Raw genomic sequence first — 2,909 nt, forward strand, 5'->3', positions numbered from 1 at the left:
GCAGAAACAGCTGTCGCACATGCCACCATCCCGGACGGGTGGTGGTTCCTGCTTCCGGGTGTCGTTTCCGTACTTCTCCGTCTTTCTTTCAAAGGAGGGGCAGAAAGCGGAAAGGACGGAAAAGCCCTGCTCTCCCTTCACGCCACGGACGGGACAATTATCAGATATTATTACTGGTTCTCCAATTTCCTTGTCTATGGAGGAGCCGGTTCCGGCAAGACCAAATCCATAGGCAAACCGCTGATGGAACAGTACATCAGGTCAGGATTCGCCGGTTTCATCTATGACTTCAAGGATTTTGACTATACCCGGACTGCATACAACCTGATCAGGAAACACGGATACCCCCATGAGTTCTATTATGTAAATTTCACGGACATGAACCGGACTTACCGCTTCAATCCGCTGGACAGGAGGAATATAAAGGACAGGACGATGCTCATGCAGCTGATGGAGGACGTACTGGGCGCGTTGATGCCGCCCACATCCAAACAGGACGAATGGTATACGGGCGCGCTTGGCATCCTGAACGGCGTGGCGTACAGGCTTTGGGACGAGTTCCCGGAATGCTGCACGCTGCCGCATATCGTCAACTTCGTGATGAAGGCCGATACGGGACAGCTTCAGGAATTTCTGAAGCTGAACGATATCAGCGCCATGATGGCGGGGGCATACCTCAAGGCGGAAGGCAGTGAGAAAACACAGGCCTCCTATGTGTCCACCCTCAGCAACTATGTGGCGAAGCTGGCCACCAATGAGAACATATGCTATGTGCTGACAGGGAATGACTTCGACTTCAATCTGATTGATCCTGAGCATCCGAAACTTTTTGCAATCAGCAACAACTATGCGACGGAGTCGGTGATATCCCCCGTCATCGCCATGGTAATGAGTATCGCCTCGCGCTCGTTCTCCATGGAGAACAGAGTCCCCTTTGTATTTATCCTGGACGAGATGACCACCTTCAAGGTGCGTGACTTCGAGAAGCTGCCTTCCGTCCTGCGCGAGTACGGGGCGGCGTTCCTGCTGCTCACCCAGTCCGGAGCCAAGCTGGAAAAACTGTACAGTAAACTGGACAGGTCGTCCATCGAGGCGAATTTCGGGAATATCTTCCTGGGCCGCACACAGGATGTGGAGGCATTGAAATATTACCCTCTCTTTTTCGGGAAATACGAGAAGGAGAAGAAGTCTACCAGCTCCGGCAGCAGCGGTGGCGGCCGCAATTCCAGCGTGACCATCAGCACACAGAAGGAAGAGATATATGAATCAAAGGACTTCGCTTCACTGGAACCGGGGGAATTTATCGGAATGGGAAACCGTTCCAATATCAAAGGGCATTTCAGGAAGAAGTTCAGGCTGTTCGAACTGGAGGAGGAACCGCTTCCGGTAGTTGCGTTCAGGACGGAGAAAGAAATATCTGACAATTATACCAGAATACTGAAAGATATCGAGAGGGTGCTCGGAATGGAAGAGACAGAGGAGGATGTAAACTCTTTATTCGCCGACAGATAGAAAAATCAGTTGTATATGTTCACATTTTCAAAAATTGCAATAAAAAATGAAAGTAGAAAATACATTTTTCTATCTTGACTTAAAATAAACAGATAGCTAAAAAGTAAATCAGAGAAAAGCGTAGCGAACAGGCTGATAAAGCGTTCGTTACGCTATATTTTTCTCTTGGCGAGAAGCCAAAGAAAGCCATAATATAGCCATACAGCGCAAGAGTTCGGTTACCACATCATTACCAAGTGGTCGGGAAAGATTTTTCGTTAAGAGGCTATTTTTCTGCAATTTGCGTAATTCTGCGTAGTTGTCGGTAACTCACAGTAAACTAATTTTGTAACCCAAAAAATGTGAGTTATGAAGTACATTCAAGGTCTTATTCTATGTGAAGAAAGGCAGTGCAAAGCCCAACGGCAATCTGCCACTGATGTGCCGCCTTATGGTGGACGGAGAGATTAAGCAGTTCAGCGCTGCAAGATGGATGTTTCCCCACACTTGTGGGACGTGAAGAACAACCGTGCTTCGGGTAAAAGTGCCGAAGCGCAGAGAATCAACCGTGCGGTTGACAAAATTCGGGTGGAGGTAAACCTTCGTTACCAAGAACTGATGAAGACGGATAGGTATGTTACAGCCGCCAAGTTGAAAGATGCCTATCTCGGTATCGACATCAAGCAGGAAACCTTGCTGAAACTCTTTGAGCAGCACAATGCAGAGTTTGCGAAGAAGGTCGGGCACAGCAGAGTCAAAGGGACATTCCAGCGGTACATAACCGTCTACAAGCATATACGGGAGTTCCTGCCACATACCTATAAGCGTGAGGATATTCCCCTCAAAGAGTTGAACCTCATGTTCATCAATGACTTCGAGTATTTCCTACGCACGGTGAAAAAATGCCGCACCAATACCCTATGGGGTTACATGATTGTGTTGAAGCACATCATTTCGATAGCGAGAAATGACGGACGTCTGCCGTTCAAAATCCCTTTACGGGATATATCAATTCTCCCGAAAGCGTGGACAGAGGATATATCACGAAAGAGGAGATACACACCATGATGAACACCGAGATGTTTGACACGACCCACGAGCTTGTGAGGGACTTGTTTCTGTTTTCGGTGTTCACGGGTCTGGCGTATTCCGATGTGAAGAACCTTACAACGGATAACTTTCAAACATTCTTTGATGGCAACCTGTGGATTATCACCCGAAGAAAGAATATCAACACTAAATCCAATATCCGACTGTTGGATGTTCCCCGAAAGATAATAGAGAAGCACAAGGGAATGACACGGAACGGTCATGTGTCCCCCGTGTCTAGCAACCCACCTGCAATAAGATACTGAAAGAAATCGGCAAATAATGTGGTTTCAAGACACGATTAACTTACCATACGGCCAGTCATGGTA

The 2,909-nt window shown here is 47.6% G+C and carries 1 protein-coding gene and 1 pseudogene; both read left to right on the top strand.

The features are described from left to right. Positions 1-1,512, top strand: a 1,512-nt coding sequence (locus AB5935_RS24185; protein WP_368327675.1) for a type IV secretory system conjugative DNA transfer family protein, incomplete at its 5' end; no start/stop codon positions are given. 376 nt (positions 1,513-1,888) lie between these two features. Continuing rightward, positions 1,889-2,860: pseudogene (locus tag AB5935_RS24190) on the top strand (site-specific integrase); the annotation flags it as partial. Between the last annotated feature and the right edge of the window lie 49 nt (positions 2,861-2,909).

Source organism: Phocaeicola sp. RTP21198st1_B8_RTP21198_201120, from assembly GCF_040929485.1.
Classification (GTDB): Bacteria; Bacteroidota; Bacteroidia; order Bacteroidales; family Bacteroidaceae; genus Phocaeicola; species Phocaeicola dorei.